Here is a 21,656-nt window from a genome sequence, read left to right as displayed (position 1 = left end):
TGATTTATGTATATCGTTTCCCAAAATCGCTGGCCACTTTTTCATTGGCGCGGCTTCTGGCCGCCTTCCGCTGCGAGGCTCTTCTTCAGCGCATCCATGATATTGATGACGTTGCCGGTCGATTTCACCGGTACGGGTTTTGCCACGGGCGCTGCCTTCTTCAGGCTCTTCTGCTTGCCGCGGATCATCGACTTCAGGCGTTTCTGGACCGGGTCCTGCACCATGCTCGGGCTCCAATCCTTCGTCTCTTCCTTCACCAGTTGCGTCATCAGCGTCAGCAGCTTGCTGTCGATCTCGGCCTTATCGTCGAGTTCGGCTATGGGATCACGCACCTCGTCGCCGTAGCGCAGGGTCCAGAGAACGATGCCTTTGCCTTGCGTCTCCAGCAGCACGGCACGCTCGCGACGATAAAGGACAAGGCGGGCGATGCCGACGACCTCATTCGCCTTCATCGCCTCGCGGATGACGCAGAAGGCTTCCACCCCGACCTTGTCCTCGGGCGCCAGAAAATGCGGTTTATCGTACCAGATCCAATCGATCGAGCCGCGCGGCACGAAACTGTCGATCTCGATGGTGCGGGTGCTTTCGAGCCCGATTTCCTCGATCTCCTCGTCTTCGAGGAGAACATAGTCGTCCTCGCCGCGCGGATAGCCCTTCACCTGGTCCCTCTCGGCCACCGGTTTATGGGTGACGCTATCGACATAGCGGCTTTCGACGCGGTTCTTCGTCTGGCGATTGAGGACGTGGAAACGGACCTTGTTGCTTTCGGTCGTCGCCGGCGTCAGCGAGACGGCGGCGGTGACGAGCGAGAGCTTGAGATAGCCTTTCCAGAATGTCTGACGTGCCATGTCTGTCCTGCCTCCCGGACACGGTTGGGCATGGCTATCAACGGCGGGTTCGGTCTTTGGTTCCGCGAGCTGAACGAAGTTTCGATTGGCGACAACAGCCAACCTCCCGGCGTGCGTGTCAGGGGTGCGATCGTACCCGCCGGGGAAGTTGGACAAGATCATACCCACATTGAATGATAGTGGCGTTACGCAGTTGCGAGCGTGTGGCAGCGGATGGCTAGGACCAGTTGGCGCGACATATTGGAAGGTTTAGCAAACTGGATTCGACGAATAATATGGCTTAGAGTGGCGCCCACATGGCGGCTTAAGCAGAAATTGAAGCAATAACTTATTGATCTGGTTCATGAATTGCACGCCAACCACACACACTGCAAAAGAGCTACGTGCCGGCTGTTTTGGATTGTGGGAGTGGCGAACCAATCGAACCGTATCGATTTGTGATGGATTGTAGACAGAAACCAGTGTCGATGATTTCATGTCGCATACAGAGTCCGGCAGAGGTAAATTGTGATTTTGGCTCAGTCCTATTTCGAATAGGAACATCCCCGAACATGAGATAGAAGAGCTCTTAATGGCGATACAAGACGCGTCTATAGCACGAGACTATTATCAAGGCAGCCACCGTCGGCGCACTGCGTCCAGATGGCGCGTCAGGCGAGACGTGCTGGCGAAGCTGGTTCTTACTGTCGCATTTTATGCGGCGCTTTGGCGGGCGACCGGCATGTGGTACGGCCTGCCTGCAAATTTCGATGATGGCGCGTCGGTAGACCCGCTTCCGATGAAGTTAATGCTTTACAGCCTTATCCCATTGTCCGGTCTGTATTTTCTGTTGGAACAACGGCAATTCATAAGAACCTTTTCAAGGATTTCACCGCTCATCGGGGTCGTTGCCATTTCCTGTCTGACATCAATCGTCTTCTCGATTGACAAAGGTGCATCTTTAAAGGGATTGGCCGCCGTCATCGTTCTTGCGGTCCCGCCGCTTCTTTATCGCGCGCGCTATGGCAACGTGGAAGCATTTCGCATCCTGGGGCGTTTTGCGATCGCGGCGGCATTTATCAATGTTCTCTATACTGCCGCTTTCCCGCAATTTGCAATCATGCGCGGCAGCTATGCCGGTATGGTAAAGGGAGCGTTTTACCACAAGAATACATTGGGACAATTTTGCTCAGTCAGCTTTGTTTGCCTGTTGTCGACGCAGAAGCTAGGTCGACTTCGTTACAGCACGCTTGTTCGATGGGCTGCGATGCTTTGCCTCCTCGCTTTGATTGTAGCGACAAAGTCCTCGACAGCGGTTGTATTGACGATGTTCGGCAGTGTCATGCTGTATGCTATCCGGATTATCCACGTCTACCCAAATCGCCTTTTTCGCTCATTTGTCGTCGCTCTGCTGTTTCTTCTTGTGGGTTTTGCGGCCAGTTTCATTTATTTAGGTGTGGCCTCTGCCGTTGCTGAAGCTTTCGGCAAAGACCTTACTTTCTCGGGGCGCACCAACATCTGGGAACAGCTGTTTCCGCTGATATGGGATAGGCCCATAACCGGCTACGGCTTTGCGATGTTCCGCCAGCCTGATGTCATGGAGGAATATGTCAAGGTGACGTTCGACGCGCGGTCGACGCACAACACCTATCTCGAACTTGCCCTCAATATCGGCATTCCCGGTGTCGGTGCATGGGTTGTGTTTTTGGTGACTCGTCTTTTCCGGAAGATGACAATCGTCGAATCCGATCAAGAGCAATCGGGCGCCAGACGGAAGGAGATCGTGATTATCATCCTGATCATGCTTGGATCCATGACAGAGGCAGGGATGATGCTCGCACCCTTTATCCTCTGGCCACACACGGTGATTGCACTCTCCGAGCTGCGTCCGAGGTTGTTGGCAAACCGGAGACCGCGTGAGGCTTGAGACGCGGAGGCTTCACGGAGGCTCCGCCTGGCCTCAGTGTGGCGATTAAATAGAGAGATAGCGCTTCTGCCAAGGCAGCATGTTTTCTTGCCATGCACGCGGCGTGAAATCGTCATAGGCCGTCTCGGCAATCGCCAACATCCAATTCTGCCCCTTGCGGGCCAGCAATACGCATGACAATTCCATGCCAGGCTCGATCGCAATGGAGGGCCGGTTGGCGCCTGATATATCGATCCCTTTGTTCCGCCACTGGATGCGGATTTCGTCGGGCTCGGATGTCCATTCGCCGGAGGAAACGGAAGCCTTTCCGTCCGGCTTGACGCGAAGCGGCGGCGGCGTGACGTTCAGAAAGCTGCCGTCGTTGAGATAGTTGTCTTCGATTTCCCCCGCAGTCGCTCTGCCGTTTCCTTTTAGAAAGATGTCCTGCTTGCACCGCAAGAATATGTTGCGTCGAAAGCTTCCAGACCACGGCCGATTGGCAAAAAACCCAATCTCACATTCGCTGATCACGTTATCGTGGATATCCATGTCTTTGCGAAATGCCAGGCTCTGGTCCGAGTAACCGCTCAAACTCACGCCACGATTGCTGTTCTCGATCCTGTTGTCATAAACATGGTGGCCAGCATGGTCGACTTGATCGCCAACCCCATACCCGAAGGAATAATCATTCATCTTCCCGTCGCGCATGACGTTACTGCGCACGACGGCATCGTCGCCGATCGATGAAAAGGAGAAATTTTTCCCCCCGATGAAATTGTATTCAACAAGGTATTGTCGCGTTCTACCGCAAACCAGCGCCCCCTTGTTGGATGTGCTGGTCGGCGACTGAAGAAAAAGGTTGCCCCGAACCACCACATTGGAGCTCACATTGCGATCGTCGTTTTCGTAGGCGAATTGGCAACAATCCGCCCCCTGGCCGGGCGCCGGGCCGACGCGGTTGTTCTCCAGCAACACGTCCGACGTCATGGTTAGGTAAATGCCGTCGCCGTTCACATTCTCGGTCTCACAGCGCCGTATGACGAGATTCCTGCCATTGTGAAATTTGAAGCCGCGGGGAGAATTCTTGACGATCACGTCTTCGACCACCGTATCGGAAAACACCTGATAGGCGACGCCGATGTCCGGAGCGCCGTCGATGACCTGTCCCCGCGTAGATGCACCGTGAATTTTCTTTCGCAAGATGGCGGGCATCGGATCTCCATTCGATACGGTTACAGCTTCTAATAATGAGGGGTCGTGTGGCGGATGTTTGAATATCTGGAAATTATCCTAAACTGAACGACCGCTGAGAAATCCATGTAAATAGACCCATGACGTCCCGGCCACATCGATTGAAACTGTGTCCGTCCAGCTGCGTGCTCTGCCCTGGGATCGCCTTCCGGCACTCTGTTGGTCACACGTTCGCCCAATTTGGCCTGCAAGCCGTCCTTGCAATGCCGCGCTGCGTTTCGGCAGTCAATGTTAAATCGCCCGTCAGCCTTATGGGCTGAGTTGTGGAACCGTTGAAAGGCAGCTGTAAAATGTGCCCTTTAGTCGAATCACCGTCGAAATGAGAAGCGGATGGACATCGCTCTCCTTCTCGCCAGCTTCATCGGACGAATGGTAAAATAAGCAATACTCCGAAAACACCGATGACCCTTGCGGCCCCTCCGCCGGCTCTCGAGGCCGTTTCTCGCTGTGGACAGAAGCCCGTCTAAGGCGAGTAGTTTTCATTTCACCCTGATGCTGATTGCATATTGACCGGTCTCACGGTACGAAATCCTGGGAGGCCAAATATCGAGGCCCAAATGATTACGCATCGTCAAGATATCGACGGCCTGCGTGCCGTAGCCGTAATTTTTGTGATTCTTTATCACTGTGGATTTGACCGCATTCTCCCCGGTGGATTTATCGGGGTGGACATTTTTTTCGTGATCTCAGGATACCTGATTACGAAAATCATTCTTGCTGACGTTGGGGATGGCCGATTCTCGATTGGCAACTTTTATGGTCGCCGCGCAAAACGAATTCTTCCCGCTGTCGTGGTCATGTATGCCGTTGTGATGGCGGCTTCTTATTTTACGATGCTGCCTGACGAAAGCTTGCGGGTCTTTAAGTCTGTCACTTCCTCCGCGCTTTTTGCCTCAAATGCTTATTTCTATTTTACAACTGGATATTTCGATGATTCCTCGGAATTCAATCCAGTCCTGCACACATGGTCGTTGTCGGTCGAAGAGCAGTTCTACGTCTTTTTTCCACTGATCGTCATGTTGGCAAGCCGATATGGGCGCAGGGCAACCGGGATGGCCATAGCGGGGCTTTTTGCGGTCAGCATCATTGCTTCCATTATCACTGTTCCAATCAACCGCTCCGCAGCCTTTTATCTTGTACAGTATCGCGCGTGGGAACTGCTCGTAGGCGCTCTCATCGCAGGACCGGCACTGACGAAATTCTCTGATGCGCGGATCAACGATGTGCTTTCGGCAATCGGTGCTTTGCTCATCTGCCTCAGCGCGTTGCTGCTGTCGAAGACGTCCGAGTTTCCCGGATTGACGGCGTTGCCCGCGACCGCAGGCACGGCGCTGATCATCTGGACGGGCCCAAGCACCCTTGTCAGCAAGCTTCTCTCATTGAGGGTCGCCACTGCTATAGGCTTGATCTCGTACTCCCTCTATCTGTGGCATTGGCCGATTTGGGTGTTTTCGAACCAGTACGGAGCTTGGGAGCATGGCTGGCAATTGGTGCCGATCGCTTTGAGTTTCATCGTCGCATATGTTTCGTGGCGATTTGTCGAAACGCCGTTCCGAACAATGAGATACCGACCTCTCGTGTCCGTAGCCGCCGGAGCTGCTTCAATCGCATCCGTAGCAATGCTGGCATTTGTCGGGCAACTCGCTGCCGATCAAATGAAAGAGGACAACACGGCTGTTGAACGGGTGGCGGAATTTGCTGACTACGACCCTTCGAAAGCCTTTCGCAGTGGACAATGCTTCCTCACGTCAAACGACGGCATCGAAAAATATGATCGTGATGCCTGCCTGGCTCTATCAAACAATCAGCAAAACATAGCGCTTGTCGGTGATAGTCACGCCGCTCATCTATATCCCGGGCTAAGGGCGCTTTCGGGGGCCAATGTCATTCAAGCGAACGCATCAGGGTGTCGTCCCACCCTCGACGCCGAAGGCGAGGAACGCTGCATTGAACTCATGAACTACATGTTCAAGGATTTCTTGCCGAGCCATAAAGTCGATGTTCTCGTATTGGCTGGACGCTGGACAAAAGATGACGTGAAACTCATCAGAAAGACGGTGGATTACCTATCACCGTTTGCCAAAAAGATCGTCGTCTTCGGACCAGTGGCAGAGTATAAATCTTCCCTGCCGCGGTTGCTCGCACACAGTCTCTACGACAAGCAACCATTTAAAGCCGCCGATCATCTGGTGCCTCGACAACACATCGGTCTGGACATTCAAGACGCGTTGGCCGGAAGCGGGGCAACATACATCTCTACCTATAAGACGATGTGCAATCCAGATTGTGTGGTGTGGACAAACAGCGGAGACCCAGTCCAATTCGACTATGGGCACTTCACCGCCGACGGCTCCCGCGTTCTGATTTCAAGAGTTAAGCAAGCCCTCGTCGTTCAGTGATAAGAGCGTGCCCATCATCGCTCGTTTAGTTGAAATGATCCCATCGATACCGGCGCAGCAGGGATTAAGCCGGAGCATGGAAGGCGGAAGCGATCAAGCAGATGATCGAGCGGCTCGCGCGGAGACGCTCATTCTCACGCCCCCGCCACAAGCGCCTTGTTCTTACTTTGAGACTGCCATGGCCGCCTCATCGATAAAAGCCGCGACCTCCAGAGGCTTTGATTGCGGCAAAGCATGACTTGCTTCCAAGGTCATGACTTTCCGAGCATTGAGGCGAGCCGACATTGCCCTCTGATTTTCGGGAGCAATCATCCTGTCTTCACTTGCTATTTGATACCAGGACGGCTTCTTCCGCCAGGCGGGCGCGGTGATGACGTCACCAAAGGTACCCGCAAGCGGCGCTTTTTGGGTAGCCGCCAGAACGACACCTTTTTCGGGAGGCAGATCCTGGCAGAAGCTTTCATGGAATTTGTCGGCCTTCAGCCAGAGATAGTTGTCGCTGTCCGGCTCGATATTGGCCAGTGCCGCAGGAGGATGCTGTTGAGTGATGCTGCCTGGACTTTCGCCTGCATCGGGGGCGAATGCGGCGACATAGACAAGGCCGGCTACATTCGGTTGATCTCCGGCTTCGGTGATGACCGCACCGCCGTAGGAATGACCGACGAGCAGGACCGGTCCTTTCTGTTGGGCCACCATCTTGCATGTCCGTTCGGCATCCTCGGCGAGCGACGTCAACGGCAGGTCGACCGCGTGAACGGACTGATAGCCCCTATGCGCCAGCTCGAGTATCACCTTTCCCCAATGGGCGGCCCCGCCCCAAAAGCCGTGCACCAGAATGATCGTGGGTTTATGACTCATTAGTTTCTCCTGTTTTCTGAAAAGAACGATACGACCGTGATCGGCGAGAACGGACTCCAAATATCCTCTGTCGGCGGAAGAACGGTTTCCAACCGCTTTAATTGATTGCATTCAATATAGCTAGATTTTTTCGATTGATGCGATAATGCCTGTTGACGCGTAGCCCTTCTTCGAACCGAGACGCATCCATTGAATTGCGACGCCGCCGGAAAGGCGGCCTCAACTCGGACAACGGCTTCGATCCTGGCCCGCGCCGGGCAAGTATTAATGCTTCCTGCAATGATTGACGACTAATTGAATGCACCTGTTTTGAGCTTTCGTGCATTCGATTTTTGCACGCCGTCGCTCAGAAAATTAGCTCTAAAATTTTCGTTTTCGTTATTGATAGCATAATTGAATGCATTATCGTCATATTTGACTGCTATTTGCGCATAATCAATCTGGCATAGCGCTTGCAATTGGATGGATGCTCCCCGGATGGGGATCGGATTTCAATCAAGGAGCCATCCATGCCCGCAGTGACCAAGCCAGCCAATCAAAAAGGCGACTTTCTTGTCGATTACGAGGACAAGGTTTTTGAGGACGTACAGGCCGGCGAAGGCGAAAAGGCCCTCGTCACCTTCCATACAGTGGCCTTCGAAGGATCGATCGGATTCGTCAACCTGCTGCAGGCGACGCGCCTGAAGCGGAAGGGGTTCGAAACCTCGGTCCTTCTCTACGGCCCGGGCGTCACGCTCGGCGTCCAGCGCGGTTTTCCGACGCTCGGGGCGGAGGCCTTTCCCGGCCATCTGAATTTCAACAACCAGATCGTCAAGTTCATGGAAGAAGGCGGCAAAGTCTATGCGTGCCGTTTTGCCCTTCAGGCGCTTTACGGCCATGGCGAAGGCGCGCTGATCCCCGGCATCACGCCGATCAGTCCGCTCGACGTTCTCGACCTGATCCTGATCCATCGCCGCGACGGCGCCTTCATCCTTGATACCTGGACGCTCTGAGCATCAGGCGCCCCAAAGAATAAAAGGGCGGAGCCTTAGCGGCTCCGCCTCCCCACCCGTCAATCGAGGATTTCGTCATGGAGAAAAAACCGAGCGTCCGGGTTGCCGCTGCGCAGATCGCGCCGGATCTGACCTCGCGCGAGAAAACACTGGCCCGCGTGCTGGACGCAATTCGTGAGGCCGCCGCCAAAGGCGCCGAGCTGATCGTCTTTCCCGAAACCTTCGTCCCCTGGTACCCCTATTTTTCTTTCGTGTTGCCGCCGGTTCTTTCCGGCAAGGAGCATGTGCGACTTTATGAGGAAGCCGTCACGGTGCCGAGTGCTGCCACCGATGCCGTCTCGGCAGCCGCCCGCCAGCATGGCATCGTCGTGGCGCTTGGCGTCAACGAGCGTGACCACGGATCGCTCTATAATGCCCAGCTGCTGTTTGATGCCGATGGCACGCTCCTCCTCAAGCGTCGCAAGATCACCCCAACCTTTCATGAGCGAATGATCTGGGGCCAGGGCGACGCCTCCGGCCTGAAGGTGGTCGACAGCGCCGTCGGACGCGTTGGGGCGCTGGCCTGCTGGGAGCATTACAATCCTCTGGCCCGCTACGCCCTGATGGCCCAGCACGAGGATGTCCATATCGCCCAGTTTCCGGGCTCGATGGTTGGACCGATCTTTGCCGACCAGATGGAAGTCACCATCCGCCACCACGCGCTGGAAAGCGGTTGTTTCGTGGTCAATGCCACAGGCTGGCTGACCGACGAGCAGATTGCCTCCATCACGTCCGACGCCGGCCTGCAGAAGGCGCTGCGCGGCGGCTGCATGACCGCGATCATCTCGCCCGAAGGCAAACACGTCGTGCCGCCGCTCACAGAAGGCGAAGGCATCCTGATCGCCGATCTCGACATGAGCCTGATCGTCAAACGCAAGCGGATGATGGATTCGGTCGGCCATTATGCCCGACCCGAGCTGCTGCATCTTGTCATGGATGGCCGCGCCACGGCGCCAATGGTCACCACCTCCCAGCCATCCCTCCCCACAGCCGAAGCAAGGACCTTTTTCGATGGAGAATACGATACGTCTGCCGACCGAGATTCTGATCAACGAATTGCAGTCCTACGGAGCCCGGCTCGTTGACCCCAAAGCCGGACATGAAAGCCGCCGCGGTGGTGCCGGACCTTCCGACCACAAGGCGCTGACCATTGACGGCATGACGGTGATGGTGCCGGTTCACACCGCACCTGCGTTCGAGAGCCCCTATCTGGTGGAAAAGCCGGACGAGATGGGCCACAGCCGTATCAGCCGGGATGGCACGGTGCTGGGCGAGGTTTCCTTTCCCCTGCGCCCGCGCTTCTACGAGCGCTCGACCGCTGACGGCATTCCCTATTCGCAGATCGCCGTTCTGCACGGCAAGGACGTGCTCGCTACCACCGTGCTGCAGACCTGCATCCGCTATCAGAGCCGCACCAAGACCTGTCAGTTCTGCGCCATCGGCCAATCGCTGGCCGCCGGCCGCACTATCGCCCACAAGACGCCAGAGCAGCTCGCGGAAGTCGCCAGGGCCGCCGTCGAACTGGACGGCGTCAAGCATATGGTGATGACCACCGGCACGCCGAAGGGCGACGACCGCGGCGCTGCGATCCTCGCCGGCAGCGCCCGCGCCATCAAGGCGGCCGTCAACATTCCTATCCAGGCGCAATGCGAACCGCCGGAAGACGATCTATGGTTCACCCGCATGAAGGAGGCCGGCGTCGATGCACTGGGCATGCATCTGGAAGCCGTGACGCCAGAGGTGCGCGCCCGCGTCATGCCGGGCAAGGCGCAGGTCTCGATCGCCAAATACATGGCCTCGTTCAGGGCCGCAGTGGAGGTTTTCGGGCGCGGCCAGGTCTCGACCTACATTCTGGCGGGTCTCGGCGACAGCCGTGAAGCCATTTTGGATATCTGCGAAAAGCTGGTTGCGCTCGGTGTCTATCCCTTCGTCGTGCCCTTCGTACCGATCTCCGGCACGCCGCTCGAAAGCCACCCGGCGCCGAGGCCCGACTTCATGCACTCGATCCTCGGACCCTTGTCCAGGATGCTGGTCGCCAGCGGCTTGAAGGCCGTCGACATCAAAGCCGGCTGCGGCAAATGCGGCGCCTGCTCCGCCCTTTCCACCTATGAAAGGATGCTCACCAAATGATGCTCGAAGCCTTTGCTCCCTATCGCTCGAGCGAATTCCAGGTGAAGTTCGCAACCTCCGCCTGGGAGCGCCGCCAAGCGCATGCGCTGCGTCGTGCCGTCTTCTGCGAGGAGCAGCAGATCTTCGAAGGCGATGACCGCGACGCGATCGACGACGACGCCATCCCGATCGTGGCTCTCTCCATGCTCGGCATTGCCGCCGACCAGTTGGTCGGAACGGTGCGCATCCATCAGGCCGAACCCGGCCTCTGGTGGGGCTCGCGACTGGCGGTCCATCCGGATTTTCGCAAGATCGGCGCCCTGGGGGCGACCCTGATCAAGCTCGCCGTATCCTCCGCCAATGCGATCGGATGCCACACATTTCTCGCCAATGTGCAGGTTCAGAACCGTCTGCTGTTTCGCAGGCTGCACTGGGATGTGATCGAGGAGTTCGAGGTCTACGGCAAGCCGCATCTCAGGATGAAGGCCGACCTTGCTTATTATCCGCCCTGCGTCACACCCGAGGCAGGCTTCACCGCCCTTTCCAGAAAGGCGGCGTGAGAATGGTCGCGATCGACATCAAGACCCTGGCGGCAAAACTCTCGACCAGCAGTGGCATCGCCGCCAAGCAGGATATCGGCACTATCGCGGCAAGGCTCGGCCTGCAAGGGCAGCAGATTGCCGTCGGCGACGATTGCGCCGCGCTGCGCGATGGCGACGGTTATCTGCTTTTTGCCATCGAAGGGTTCATGAACGAGTTCGTCGCCGCCGACCCCTGGTTCGCCGGCTGGTGCGGCGTCATGGTCAATATCTCCGACGTCGTTGCTATGGGCGGCCGGCCAATCGCCGTGGTTGATGCCGTCTGGGCCAATGGCGAGGCTGGCGCGACACCCGTTATCGAAGGCATGCGGGCGGCATCCAGCGCCTTTGGCGTGCCGATCGTCGGCGGGCACACCAATATCCGCACCGAACGCGGCCAATTGTCGGTCGCCATTCTCGGTCGTGCCAAGAAGCTGCTGACGAGCTTCGATGCAAAGCCGGGCGATGTGCTGGTTGCAGCGATCGACCATCGCGGCCGTTACCGCGAACCCTTCAACAACTGGGAAGCCGCCACCGATGCCGCGCCGGCGCGCCTGCGCGGCGACCTCCAGCTGCTACCCGAGATCGCCGAGGCCGGGCTGGCGCTGTCTGCGAAGGATATCAGTCAGGGCGGCATCATCGGCACGGCCATCATGCTGGCCGAATGTTCGCATGTCGGCATCGATATCGACGTCACCGCCATTCCCCTGCCCGCCGGTGTGAGCCTTGACCGCTGGCTCGTCACCTTTCCGAGCTTCGGCTATCTGCTCTCGGTCGCGCCGGAACATGCGGCCGATGTCGTCACCCGCTTCACCGCGCGCGGCATCAGCGCCGCGGTCATCGGCGCAGTCGTGGCTGGTGCCGAGGTCGCACTGGTCGATGGCGAGAGCCGTGCAGTGGTGCGCGATCATGCCGAAACACCCCTGCTGCAGCTCGGTCGGCAGGATGTCGCCGCATGAGCCTCCCGCCGCACCGAACCCTGCGCATTGCCATGCTGAGCCATTCCACCAACCCGCGTGGCGGCGTGGTTCATGCCATGCAGCTTTCGGAAGCGCTGACCTCGCTCGGTCATGAGGTGGTCCTGCATGCGCCTGATGCCAAGGGGGCGGGCTTCTTTCGTCAGCCCTCCTGCGGCACGGCCTGCATTGCCGTGCGGCCGGCACCCGCGGACATGACGCAAATGGTCGAGCAGCGGATTGCTGACTATGTCGGTTACTTCCGAAGAACCGGAACCAATGGCTTCGACCTGTTCCACGCCCATGACGGCATTTCCGGCAATGCGCTGGCAACCCTCAAGCTGGAGGGCCTGATCCCGAATTTTGCCCGCACTGTCCACCACATCGACCAGTTCGCCGATCCGCGTCTGATGGCTCTGCAAGATCGCGCGATCGACGCGGCCGATATCGTCTTCGCCGTCAGCCGCCTCTGGCGGGACAAGCTGAGAGAGGATCGCGGCATTGATGCGGTGGTAGTCGGCAATGGCGTCGACACCAACCGCTTCTCGCCTGCCTGGAGCGGGGAGCAGGTCGCTCTGCGCGACAGGCTGCAGCTGGGAAGCGGGCCGATCTTCCTCAGTGTCGGCGGCATCGAGGCGCGAAAGAACACCCTTGGTATTCTCGAAGCCTTTCGTCAGGTCCGCGCCATCCGGCTTGATGCCCAGCTCGTCATTGCCGGGGGCGCCTCGCTCCTGGACCATGGCGACTATCAGGAAGAGTTCCGTTCTTGCCTCGCCTGCCTCGGTCGGGACGCCGCGGCGGTGCATATCACCGGTCCGATAGCAGATACCGACATGCCCAGCCTCTACCGGCTGGCGGATGCGCTGGTATTTCCCTCGTTCAAGGAAGGTTTCGGCCTCGTCGTTCTCGAAGCCATGGCCAGTGGCATTCCGGTCGTGACGTCCTCGATTGCGCCCTTTACCGAATATCTGGGTCCCGGCGATGCGATCTGGTGCGATCCGCACCATCCCGTCTCGATTGCCGAGGGCATGGCGCTGGCGCTGGTCGCACCGATCCGCGAGCAGATCATTCCCCGTGGTCTCGAGGTTGCCGCCCGCCATGGCTGGCACCAAACGGCAATAGCCCATCTTGCCCGCTATCACAGTCTGTTGGAGCCCAACCATGCCTGAAATGCGGTTCGTCATTGCCTGGCCGGATGGCCGCAAGGAGACCTGTTACTCGCCCTCGCTGGTAATCAAGGACTATTTCGCCGAGGGCCGAAGCTATCCGCTGTCCGACTTTCTCGATCGCAGCCGCACGGCACTGACCATCGCCAGCGACAGGGTCAAGGCGAAATACGGCTATCCCTGTTCCCTGGCGCTCGGCCAGCTGTCGCGCATCGAACAGGCCGCCACTCCCTATCTCACCGACGCAGGGGCCGAAGTCCGCTGCGAAAGCTTCATCCTTTGAAAGGACCCACCATGACCACACCATTCCTCAAGAGCCATTACAGTGCAGTCGTCATCGGCGGTGGCCAGGCCGGGCTCTCGGCCTCTCATTATCTGAAGGGGCACGGCATCGATCACGTGGTCTTCGAGAAGAAGACCGTTGCGCATAAGTGGAAGTACGAACGCTGGGACGCCTTCTGCCTGGTGACGCCGAACTGGCAATGCCAGCTTCCCGACCATCCCTATGATGGCACGGATCCGCACGGTTTTATGGTCAAGGACGAGATACTCGCCTATGTCGATCGCTTCGTGAAAAAGGTCGATGCGCCGGTCTTCGAGCAAACCAGCGTGACCTCGCTCGAAAAGCATGGCGGCCTCTTCCGGCTCGAGACTTCGGCTGGCGCGGTGACCGCCGATGCCGTGGTGATCGCCACCAGCCTCTATGCAGATCCGGCCATTCCGCGTGCTGGCGAGCGCCTGCCGGAGGACATCATGCAGATCCATACCGCCGCCTACCGCAGCGCCGATCACCTGCCGGACGGCGGCGTCATCGTGGTCGGCTCCGGCCAGTCCGGCTGCCAGATTGCAGAGGATCTGCATCTTGCCGGCCGCAAGGTGCATCTCGTCACCGGCAACGCGCCGCGTTGCGCCCGGTTCTATCGCGGTCGCGATGTGGTCGACTGGCTTTCCGATATCGGCCAGTACGACATCACGGTCGAACATGATGGCATGACGAAGAAGAAGCACGACACCAACCATTACCTGACAGGACGCGACGGCGGACGCGATATCGATCTGCGCAAGTTCGCGCTGGAGGGCATGGCGCTTTATGGCCGCATGTCCGGCGTCGCCGCCGGCCGGATGCTGTTCGAGCCGAACCTGAAGGCCAATCTCGACGGCGCTGACCGTGTCTACAACGGCATCAATGCCCTGATTGACCGGCACATCGCCGAAAAGGGCATCGAGGCTCCGGCCGGGTCCCCCTATATCCCCGTCTGGGAGCCTGAGGCGGAGATCGCCGAACTCGACCTGAAGGCGGTAGGGATCACCTCGGTCATCTGGGCCACGGGATTCAGCCCGGATTGGTCCTTCGTCGGACTGCCGATCTTCGACGGCAACGCCTATCCCGTTCATCGCCGCGGCGTCACTGCCGTCGATGGCGTCTACGTGCTGGGACTTCCCTGGCTCTGGACCTGGGGCTCGGGCCGGTTCCTCAGCGTCGGCAGAGATGCCGAACATGTGGTCGGGCATCTGGCAGCTCGACGTTCGGCGCAGACATCGTCTCTCAAGCAATCGGTCAGCGCCTGATCATGAGCGCGGCCCTTCTCGATTTTCCGCCCACGGGGCCTTCGGCACGCGACCTGATGGAACGTGCCCTTGATCCGCACATGCTGCTCGGCATGCCCCATTTGAATGGAAACGGGCTATCGGAGACCTGGCTGATGAAGGAACTCGGCCATCGTCACTGGCTGATGCTTGCCTGTCATCTCGGGATCGACAATGCGGATTTCAGAACGGCCGACGGAGAGGAGGCCTATGCCGCGATCTGTGCAACGTCACTTACGGATGCACGTTTCGACCTCGTGCAGGCGAACAATATTTTGACCATCCATTCGAGACTGTCCGCAGTCTCGCGAACCCGGACTTCGACCCGACATGAATTGTCTGTCCACGGACGAAGCGTCGGCGCGGTCGAACTCATCTCAACCTTCGTTTACAGAACGATCAAAGACAACAATCACTCGATAGCGCGTGTGACGTTGCCTGAGCCGCCGGGACAGCGGTTCCAGCCCAGCCTTCTGGCCCAGAACGCTGCAGGCATCCGGAATGGGCGGTTAGCAACGCATTTCGGGTTTTCCGTCCTCGCCAACAAAGTGCTCCGAACTTTTCGGTTTGATCCCAGCGCCTCGCAGGAGTTCAACGGCGCGGGACTATTTTACTTTGCCGAGTATCAGGCTCTCGCCGATCGCGCCTTGGAAAACTGGTTTCCCTGCAAGGGGCCGGCAGTCCGTAAGGACGTCTTCTTCCTGGGAAATATCGAACGAAATGAAAGCGTTTTCTTCGACCTTGTTGATTTTTCCGACGAGCAAAGAACTGTCCATGGGCAGTTGCGACGCGAGAACGGGAAAGTGATCGCCAAAATATTCGGCACCTGGAAAAGTCTTTGCTGAGCCTGCACGGGAGTGCACCAGCGGCGCGCTTGATGCGGCGTCCCGCTAGTGATCTAGTGGATGATGAAATGAAGGTGAACTTCAGCAGCCCGTCTCATGAATGTTCGACCGCTCCTGTGCTAGCGTCCTATGCGCGTCTGAAAAGACGCGCGGCGCCGTAGAGAAAGAAATGCGAGCACGTGACGACCAGCATCAGACATATCGCTAAGCTTGCAGGAACGTCAGTCTCTTCGGTCTCGCGTGTTCTCAACAACAGCGGTTATGCCTCGCCTGAGCTCAGGGACCGGGTCGAGGCGGCTATCCGAACACTGAACTACACGCCCAGCAAGGGTGCACGTATGCTGCGGGGTGCACCAAGCCGGATGATCGGACTGATGCTGCCGTCGATTGAAGTGCCTTTCTTCGGCATCCTGGCCCATGCCATCGAACAGGAATTGTTCCAGCACGGCTATCAGACGTTGATCTGCAGCACGGCGGAAAACATGGACCACGAGGTGCGCTATATCTCCATGCTGCTCGCCCAGCGCGTCGATGGCGTCATCGTGGCGAGCGCCTTCGGCAGTATCGAGCATTTCGGAGTGCTCAGGGACGCCCACATTCCGATCATCGCCATTGACCGCGAGCTGAACGGCATTGCAGACGACGCTGTCATGGCCGATCATGCGGAAGGCGGACGGCTGATGGCGCGCCATCTGATCGACCTCGGCCACCGGGCGATCGCCATCGTCGGCGCGCCGGCACACAGCCAACCTATCCAGCTTCGCCTTCAGGGCATCACGGCGGAAATGGCCAAGGATGGCATCGCACCTGCCATCGTGGCGATGGCGGAAGAGCACAGCTTTGCGGAAACCTACCGACTGGCGCGAGAATTGCTGGCGTCTCGACCTGAGGTCACCGCGATCATCGGCACAACCGACGTTTCGGCGATTGCCGCAATCCACGCCATTCAGGATCGCGGATTTTCCGTTCCGAACGACTATTCGGTCGTCGGCTTCGACGACCTGCCGGAGGCAGCCTATGTCTTTCCGCGGCTGACAACGGTCGCGCAGCCGATCCGCGATGTCGGGCGGCAGGCAGCACGGCTGCTGGAAGCGCTGATCGAGGAGCACCAGACAGGGGACGGATCTCAAGGCGCGGTCGTAAAAGTGCCGGTCACGCTGATCGAGCGTGATTCCACCGGCCCCGTCCGCAACTGAGCGGCAGTGTCGATCGGAGATGAGCGACGTGAGCTAGGGTCGGACGATGACCTTGATCTCGCCCGGTAATGGCGCGTTGCCCACCACGTCGGCGACCTCCTCGAGACCGATGGTTTTGGTGACCAGCGCGTCCAGCTCCAATGCCCCGTTTGCTACCATTGCAGCAGCGCGCGAATGGGTGAAAGGATTGAGGTAGGCCGGCCTGATATCGACTTCGTTCACCAGCAGATCGAAGGGCAGAACCGGCACCTCGACACCTGCCGGCGTGACCCCGAAAAGCACGAATGTGCCACCGCGCCGCGCCATCCTCAGACCGCTTTGAAGCGTGTCGGGCACGCCGGCGCACTCGATGACCACGTCTGTGCCGCCTTTGGTAACCTCTCGCACGGAAGCGATCGTGTCCGAGGAGGCCGGGTCGAAGGCGTGCGTCGCCCCCAGGCGCAGAGCGGTTTGGCGTCGCGACTGCTGGCGCGTGATCAAAATGATCTCGCTCGCCCCCGCCAGGCGGGCCAGTTGCACCATCAGCAGACCGATCACGCCCCCGCCGAGGATCGCGACGCTGTCGCCCGGACGGATCCTTGCCTTGTCGATGGCGTGGATACAGCAGGCCAGCGGTTCACTGAAGGCGCCGTGAACGGGATCGAGGTCGGCCGGCAACCTGAAGGCCTGCGCGTGCGGCACCGCCACATATTCCGCAAAGCCGCCATCCCGCGTCACGCCGATGGCAGTCAAGCTCTCGCACAGGTTCGGCCGCGCCTGCGTGCAAGCCGGACAGATGCCGCAGGCGATATTGGGGTCGACCGTCACGAGCTCCCCGCCGGCAAACCGTGTCACACCATCGCCGATTTCTTCCACGATGCCGCAGAATTCGTGGCCCAGCGTGACGGGGATCGCAGTCGGATATTCGCCCTTATACATGTGGCGATCGGAACCGCAGATGCCGGCGGCTGCCACCCGGACAAGCAGCTCGCCTGGCCCGGCAACCGGCTTCTCAACGTTGCGCATGGTCAAAGACCCGATCGACTCCAAGCGTACAGCCTTCATTCCACTCCTCCAGACCTAAAGTTCGATTGCCTATCGTGCTGATGAAGCCGCCTGCGACGCGCGGCTCAAGCGTTCAGCTCATGACATTGCCGCCGTCGACATTGTAGCACTGCGCCACGATGTATGCTGCATCAGGCCCGGCCAGGAAGGCGGCCATTGCAGCTTGTTCTTGGGGCGCGCCAAATCGTCCGGCGGGAACGGCGGCGGCCACGCGGCGCTTGACGTCACCGGGTTTCAAACCTTCCCGGCTGCCCAGTTTTGCATCGACGACGTCCCACATCGGCGTATCGACGACGCCGGGAGCGATGGCGTTGACATTGATCCCGTAACGGATCAGCTCCAGAGCGCAGCTTTGCGTGATGCTGATGACGGCCGCCTTGGAAGCGCAGTAAGCCACAGCAGGTCCTTCGCCCCGACGCCCCGCCTGGGAAGAGAAGTTGATGATGCGTCCACCCTCCCCTCTCTCCACCATGTGCCGGGCAACGGCCTGTGTCATGAAAATCACGCCTTCGATATTGACCTGAAATACCCTAGCGGTGCGCTCCCGGGATATTTCCAGAATGGACTCGACCTCGTAAATGCCTGCGGCATTGACCAGGATATCGATCTTGCCGGCAGTGGCGATGGCGAAGCGTGCAGCTTCTTCGATGCTGTCCTGGCTGGTCACGTCAAGCGCCACACCCCAGGCATGCGGACCGATCGCTTCCGCCACCCGTGCGCATCGTTCACCGTCGAGATCCGCCACGACAACCCTAGCGCCTTCGGCGGCGAAGCGTTCGCATACTGCTTTGCCGATACCGCTCGCTCCCCCTGTGACCAATGCCACCTTGCCCGAGAGCCGCGCCGTTTCCGTATGGGTCATCGCACTGCCTCCCCGCTCGGACCTGCGCCGGCAAGGGTGCCGTGCGCGGCTGCCATAGTGAATAGCTTCATGTGTGCTCCTCCATTCTGACTGGATGGTGATTGGAACCGCCCTCTCCTGAGACGACGCCAATGGGCTATGCGGATTGCGGGCTCGCCTCCTGCGCCTCCCGAAGGAGCACAGACATGTCGGGGATGCCGTCGGTGGCCGTCGCACCCGCGAGGCAATGCGCAGCCGCCGCATGGGCAACGGCGCAAATATGCTCGACAGGCCAGTTCTCATGCAGGCCGTAGAGCACGGCGGCACAGAAGGCGTCTCCTGCGCCGACCGTACTGACGATGTCATCGGGATCGACGGGTCGTGAACGCGTCATGATCGGGGAGGCGCCTGATGCAAACCAGAAGCAGATTTCCGGCGCATGGATGATCGCGCCTTTGGTGACGCCTGCGGCCAGCAGGCGCTTGCCCGCTTCCAAAATCCCCGCCTCGATCAAATCTCCCTTCGTATCACGAACGATGACGCCGGTTGCCCGACCGGCCTCCATCTCGTTGATGATCAGGAAATCGCAGAAGGGCAGAGCGACGCCGACTTTGGCCGCAAATTCCGGGTCTTCGCTCGATACGAAATCCACGCAGGTCGTCAGCCCCGCGCGGCGTGCGGCTTCCAGCAGGCGCGACGCTCCCGAACGACCGTCGGGGCCAATCCGTTCGAGACCCGGCAACAGCATGAGATAACCGAGATAGAACAGCCGATAGCCGGCCTTGGCGAAGGCTGCTGGTGAGACAAGCTCATCCGTCACGGCATCGTTGGCGCCGCCATGATAGAAGAAGGTCCGGTTCTGGCCGGGCACATTCATGACATGCGTATGCGCCGTCACCCGGTCGGCAAGCGCCGTCAACCCACCGACATCGACGCCGGCAACCGTAAGGCGGCCCTTGACTATCTCCCCGTCCTGATCCGCGCCGATGCATCCGGCCGCCGCCAGCTTTCCGGGAAATCCGAGCGAGGCCAGATCGGTGACGACATTGGCCGCCCCGCCGCCCACGCCCAGATCCTGGTGCAGGATATGCGCGAGATTGCCCTGTACGGGCCAATAGGACAGGGTGTGGACGCGATCGACAATGAAGTTTCCCGCGCAGACGATGCCGCCCTGCTTCTGGCTGTCGCGATCGCAAACCTCCTCCCCGGCTCGCATCAGCTGACTCCTTCGTTCCACAAGGGTCTCTGCGGCGGCTCATCTTCCTCGATCGCGGCGAAGCGCCCGATCGGCTCCAGAAAGACATTGTCGTTGTTGTCGTCGTTGACCTGGCTGACCTCGCCGACAAGGACAGGTCCGCCCCCTTTCCTGCCGTAAAAGCGGTGGTAAATCCCGGTGTGGATCGTCACGCTCTGGCCAGGCTGGAGAACCAGCGGTTCCCATGCAGCGAGCCGGCGCGGCAGCCCGTCGACCGGAACCGTCACATCCTCCGTCAGCACATTGCCATCGGCATCGGTTGCGGCGAATTCGATGATGAGATCGCCGCCGGCGCGATTGATGATGTCTTCCATCTTCGCCGCATGACGGTGCGTCGGCGTGACCTGCCCTTCCCCAACGAAGAGCAGCTTTTCGGCATAGGTCCGCTCCCCCTCGACATCAACGATGCCATTGCGCAGGCAGAACAGCACGAGGCCGCATTCGGCGAACCGGTTCGAGCCGAAATCGGTGACATCCCAACCCAGCTGATGGGCGCGCAAATAGGCCGAGGCCTCCGGATGAGAGGCAAAATCCGCCGCCATCCAATACCCCCATGCCGGCAGGGACCAGTGCCAGCGCTCGAGAGTTTCGGTTGCCCGCCGCAACGCGGCGTTGATCTCGGAGCGCTGCATCAGACGGACGCCCCATCATACGCGACCGGCACCACGACGTCCTCGCGACCGGATTTGAGGGCAGCCGTCAGGACCGCATGATGCGCCTGCGCCTCCGCCGGGGTCGCGCAGCCGAAACCGTTCGCATTCCCGCCGGCAAGCTCATCGACGAAGGCCGCCCACATCTGCTGTATGGCGTCGGCAAAACCGAATTCGAAGATCTTGCCTGTAATGGCTGGAAACAGCGAGCCATAGCCGAGATCCTCGGTGCTCCAGGCCTGCGCACCGCCTTTATAGTCCATCCATTGCCACTGGCGTGGCGACTTCGTGCTGAAGAAGGCGCTTTTCTTCATGCCGAGAACCCTGATGTACCAGGTGTTGGATTCGCCGGGCGCGATGCGCCAGGTTTTCAGCACCATCGGGAAATCCTGATCCCCGGTGCGTACGCGGCTGCTGATCGTGGCATTGTCCCAGGTAGTGCAGGGCAGCATGCCGCCCTTGCCGTCGGGACGTTCGGTAACCTTCTTGACCAGTTGCGCATGCAGGGTCGTCGGGCGCCAGCCGAGACGCAGCGGCACGTGCAGCACATGCATGCCGAGATCACCCATGCAGCCATAGTCGCCATTGATCTCGGCCCTGCGCTTCCAGTTGATCGGCTTCTGCCGGTCAATATCCGAAGAGTGCAGGAAACCCGCCTCGACTTCGAGAATATCCCCCATCTCGCCGCTTTTTGCGAGCGCGATGACCTTCTGTGCGCCGGGGAAGAAAGGCATTTCCGACGAGCAGCGGACCAGGAGTTCGGGATGCTCAGCAAGAACCGCCACGATTTCCCGGTTCTGAGCGGCGTCCATGCCGAAGGGTTTTTCGCCGAGAAGATGCTTTCCCGCCTTCAGGACGTCGATGTAGAATTGCTGGTGCAGCACATGCGGGACTGCGCAATAGACCGCATCGACCTCAGGATTGGCCAGAAGCTCCTTATAGTCGGCGGTGAACTGGCGAACAGTCGGCACATGATGCCTGAACCAGTCGAGCAGCGTCGCGTTGGTATCACAGACGGCGACGATTTCCGGTCGCGCCTTCACATCGGACAGATGCAGCCAGCGCGCCGCAGCACTCGCGAACTCGCGCCCCATCAGACCGCAGCCGATGACGCCGAAGCGGAATATTTTCGTCATGACATCTCCTCCCCAGGCGCG

At 59.3% G+C, this 21,656-nt stretch carries 20 protein-coding genes; 12 read left to right on the top strand and 8 right to left on the bottom strand.

Features of this window, described 5'->3' with window-relative positions:
- Positions 1–41: 41 nt before the first annotated feature.
- On the bottom strand, positions 42–848 hold the full coding sequence (gene ku / locus AC1D2N_RS07860; RefSeq protein ID WP_130651723.1) for a non-homologous end joining protein Ku: 807 nt from the start codon (positions 846–848) through the stop codon (positions 42–44).
- A gap of 571 nt (positions 849–1,419) precedes the next feature.
- Here ku and AC1D2N_RS07855 point away from each other — a divergent pair.
- Positions 1,420–2,754, top strand: a complete 1,335-nt coding sequence (locus tag AC1D2N_RS07855; protein ID WP_047622549.1) for an O-antigen ligase family protein — start codon at positions 1,420–1,422, stop codon at positions 2,752–2,754.
- A 45-nt stretch (positions 2,755–2,799) separates the two neighbouring features.
- Here AC1D2N_RS07855 and AC1D2N_RS07850 read toward each other — a convergent pair whose 3' ends face one another.
- Positions 2,800–3,945 carry a right-handed parallel beta-helix repeat-containing protein gene (locus AC1D2N_RS07850; RefSeq protein WP_047622550.1) on the bottom strand — a complete coding sequence of 382 codons (1,146 nt, stop codon included), beginning with the start codon at positions 3,943–3,945 and terminating at the stop codon, positions 2,800–2,802.
- 596 nt (positions 3,946–4,541) lie between these two features.
- On the opposite strand from AC1D2N_RS07850, the gene AC1D2N_RS07845 reads away from it, so the two are divergent.
- Positions 4,542–6,383, top strand: coding sequence for an acyltransferase family protein (locus AC1D2N_RS07845; protein ID WP_130651722.1), 1,842 nt, complete (start codon positions 4,542–4,544; stop codon positions 6,381–6,383).
- Positions 6,384–6,545: 162 nt separating this feature from the next.
- Here the strand turns inward: AC1D2N_RS07845 and AC1D2N_RS07840 are convergent, their stop codons facing one another.
- Positions 6,546–7,241: an alpha/beta hydrolase gene (locus tag AC1D2N_RS07840; RefSeq protein WP_130653499.1), complete on the bottom strand. Its 696-nt coding sequence runs from the start codon at positions 7,239–7,241 to the stop codon at positions 6,546–6,548.
- A gap of 509 nt (positions 7,242–7,750) precedes the next feature.
- Here AC1D2N_RS07840 and AC1D2N_RS07835 point away from each other — a divergent pair.
- The 10 genes from AC1D2N_RS07835 to AC1D2N_RS07790 all read left to right on the top strand — a co-directional run bounded on the left by AC1D2N_RS07835 (position 7,751) and on the right by AC1D2N_RS07790 (position 16,709).
- Complete coding sequence (locus AC1D2N_RS07835) at positions 7,751–8,233, top strand: MSMEG_0572/Sll0783 family nitrogen starvation response protein (RefSeq protein ID WP_018244765.1); 483 nt, start codon at positions 7,751–7,753, stop codon at positions 8,231–8,233.
- 77 nt (positions 8,234–8,310) lie between these two features.
- Positions 8,311–9,357 carry a Nit6803 family nitrilase gene (locus AC1D2N_RS07830; RefSeq protein ID WP_130651721.1) on the top strand — a complete coding sequence of 349 codons (1,047 nt, stop codon included), beginning with the start codon at positions 8,311–8,313 and terminating at the stop codon, positions 9,355–9,357.
- On the top strand, positions 9,284–10,402 hold the full coding sequence (locus AC1D2N_RS07825; protein WP_130651720.1) for an MSMEG_0568 family radical SAM protein: 1,119 nt from the start codon (positions 9,284–9,286) through the stop codon (positions 10,400–10,402). The genes AC1D2N_RS07830 and AC1D2N_RS07825 overlap by 74 nt, the downstream gene beginning before the upstream one ends.
- The gene (locus AC1D2N_RS07820; protein ID WP_130651719.1) at positions 10,399–10,941 is read left to right on the top strand and encodes an MSMEG_0567/Sll0786 family nitrogen starvation N-acetyltransferase; all 543 of its coding nucleotides are present in this window, start codon (positions 10,399–10,401) and stop codon (positions 10,939–10,941) included. The genes AC1D2N_RS07825 and AC1D2N_RS07820 overlap by 4 nt, the downstream gene beginning before the upstream one ends.
- A 2-nt stretch (positions 10,942–10,943) precedes the next feature.
- Complete coding sequence (locus tag AC1D2N_RS07815; RefSeq protein ID WP_130651718.1) at positions 10,944–11,918, top strand: sll0787 family AIR synthase-like protein; 975 nt, start codon at positions 10,944–10,946, stop codon at positions 11,916–11,918.
- Positions 11,915–13,084, top strand: coding sequence for an MSMEG_0565 family glycosyltransferase (locus AC1D2N_RS07810; protein ID WP_130651717.1), 1,170 nt, complete (start codon positions 11,915–11,917; stop codon positions 13,082–13,084). The genes AC1D2N_RS07815 and AC1D2N_RS07810 overlap by 4 nt, the downstream gene beginning before the upstream one ends.
- Positions 13,077–13,364: an MSMEG_0570 family nitrogen starvation response protein gene (locus AC1D2N_RS07805; RefSeq protein ID WP_018445851.1), complete on the top strand. Its 288-nt coding sequence runs from the start codon at positions 13,077–13,079 to the stop codon at positions 13,362–13,364. The genes AC1D2N_RS07810 and AC1D2N_RS07805 overlap by 8 nt, the downstream gene beginning before the upstream one ends.
- A gap of 11 nt (positions 13,365–13,375) precedes the next feature.
- Complete coding sequence (locus AC1D2N_RS07800; protein ID WP_130651716.1) at positions 13,376–14,650, top strand: MSMEG_0569 family flavin-dependent oxidoreductase; 1,275 nt, start codon at positions 13,376–13,378, stop codon at positions 14,648–14,650.
- Between the two features lie 2 nt (positions 14,651–14,652).
- Positions 14,653–15,513 carry a Pnap_2097 family protein gene (locus AC1D2N_RS07795; RefSeq protein WP_130651715.1) on the top strand — a complete coding sequence of 287 codons (861 nt, stop codon included), beginning with the start codon at positions 14,653–14,655 and terminating at the stop codon, positions 15,511–15,513.
- A 179-nt stretch (positions 15,514–15,692) separates the two neighbouring features.
- Positions 15,693–16,709: a LacI family DNA-binding transcriptional regulator gene (locus AC1D2N_RS07790; RefSeq protein ID WP_130651714.1), complete on the top strand. Its 1,017-nt coding sequence runs from the start codon at positions 15,693–15,695 to the stop codon at positions 16,707–16,709.
- Between the two features lie 33 nt (positions 16,710–16,742).
- Here AC1D2N_RS07790 and AC1D2N_RS07785 read toward each other — a convergent pair whose 3' ends face one another.
- The 5 genes from AC1D2N_RS07785 to AC1D2N_RS07765 all read right to left on the bottom strand — a co-directional run bounded on the left by AC1D2N_RS07785 (position 16,743) and on the right by AC1D2N_RS07765 (position 21,635).
- Positions 16,743–17,753, bottom strand: coding sequence for a zinc-dependent alcohol dehydrogenase family protein (locus AC1D2N_RS07785; protein WP_028734064.1), 1,011 nt, complete (start codon positions 17,751–17,753; stop codon positions 16,743–16,745).
- 73 nt (positions 17,754–17,826) lie between these two features.
- Complete coding sequence (locus tag AC1D2N_RS07780; protein WP_130651713.1) at positions 17,827–18,615, bottom strand: L-iditol 2-dehydrogenase; 789 nt, start codon at positions 18,613–18,615, stop codon at positions 17,827–17,829.
- A gap of 136 nt (positions 18,616–18,751) precedes the next feature.
- Positions 18,752–19,810, bottom strand: coding sequence for a carbohydrate kinase family protein (locus tag AC1D2N_RS07775; RefSeq protein WP_130651712.1), 1,059 nt, complete (start codon positions 19,808–19,810; stop codon positions 18,752–18,754).
- Positions 19,810–20,481: a D-lyxose/D-mannose family sugar isomerase gene (locus AC1D2N_RS07770; protein ID WP_130651711.1), complete on the bottom strand. Its 672-nt coding sequence runs from the start codon at positions 20,479–20,481 to the stop codon at positions 19,810–19,812. Before AC1D2N_RS07770 ends, AC1D2N_RS07775 begins: the two co-directional genes overlap by 1 nt.
- Positions 20,481–21,635, bottom strand: a complete 1,155-nt coding sequence (locus AC1D2N_RS07765) for a Gfo/Idh/MocA family protein (protein ID WP_130651710.1) — start codon at positions 21,633–21,635, stop codon at positions 20,481–20,483. Before AC1D2N_RS07765 ends, AC1D2N_RS07770 begins: the two co-directional genes overlap by 1 nt.
- Between the last annotated feature and the right edge of the window lie 21 nt (positions 21,636–21,656).

This window comes from Rhizobium sp. P1_B8, from assembly GCF_056406515.1.
This window is presented reverse-complemented; position numbering and strand designations above follow the sequence as displayed.